Source organism: Streptococcus oralis (assembly GCF_001578705.1).
GTDB lineage: Bacteria > Bacillota > Bacilli > Lactobacillales > Streptococcaceae > Streptococcus > Streptococcus oralis_J.
In genome coordinates this window covers 1,003,904-1,004,804 of sequence record NZ_KQ969037.1, presented here as the reverse complement: position 1 = coordinate 1,004,804, position 901 = coordinate 1,003,904, and the positions used below count along the sequence as shown (strand labels likewise).

Annotated in this window: 1 protein-coding gene and 1 pseudogene; both read right to left on the bottom strand. The window is 45.6% G+C overall.

The genetic code is table 11. The features are described from left to right. A pseudogene (locus tag SORDD05_RS10340) lies at window positions 1-231 on the bottom strand (hypothetical protein); the annotation flags it as partial. Window positions 232-339: 108 nt separating this feature from the next. Then, window positions 340-901, bottom strand: a 562-nt coding sequence (locus tag SORDD05_RS10335) for a hypothetical protein (protein WP_419579800.1), incomplete at its 5' end; no start/stop codon positions are given.

Sequence of the window (901 nt, the reverse complement as noted above, 5' to 3'; positions counted from 1 at the left end):
TAGCCAATCAGCAAGCACAAGCTTGAGCAACAGCGTGTCTGCCTCAATTAGTGCATCTGAATCAGCAAGCACAAGCTTGAGCAACAGTGTGTCTGCTTCAATTAGTGCGAGCCACTCAGCAAGCACAAGCTTGAGCAACAGCGTATCAGCCTCAATCAGTGCATCTGAATCAGCAAGCAACAACTCAAGTAGTACTTCAGTTTCAACAAGTACTTCAGTAAGCTTGAGCAATAGCGTTTCAAGCAGTTTGAGTACAAGTGCGTCACAACAATCTAACTCATTCAGCTATAGTAAGGGTGAGCCAACAAGCGAATCTAAGCCAGAGTTTAACCTTCCTAGCTACCTTGAATCTGTAAGTGCAAGTGAGTCAGTTTCACTCAGCAAGTCAGTAAGCGTATCATTGAGCGATAGTACTTCAGCATCAATCAGTGCAAGCAACAACTCAGGTAGTGGTTCAGGTTCAACAAGCACAAGCAATGGTTCAGGTGATGCCTCAACTTCAGCAAGTACTTCAGCAAGCATGAGCAACAGCGTAAGTGCTTCAATCAGCACAAGTGAATCAGTTTCAACAAGCACAAGCTTGAGTGACAGCATTTCTGCTTCAATCAGTGCAAGCAACAACTCAGGTAGCGGTTCAGGTTCAGCAAGCACAAGCAATGGTTCAGCTAGCCAATCAGCTAGCGCATCAGTATCAGCTAGCCAAAGCGCTTCAGCATCAGTATCTGCAAGCCAATCAGCTTCAATCAGTGCAAGCAACAACTCAGGTAGCGGTTCAGGTTCAACAAGTACAAGCAATGGTTCAGGCGATGCCTCAACTTCAGCAAGTACTTCAGCAAGCTTGAGCAACAGCGTATCCGCATCAATTAGTGCATCTGAATCAGCAAGCACAAGCTTGAGCAAT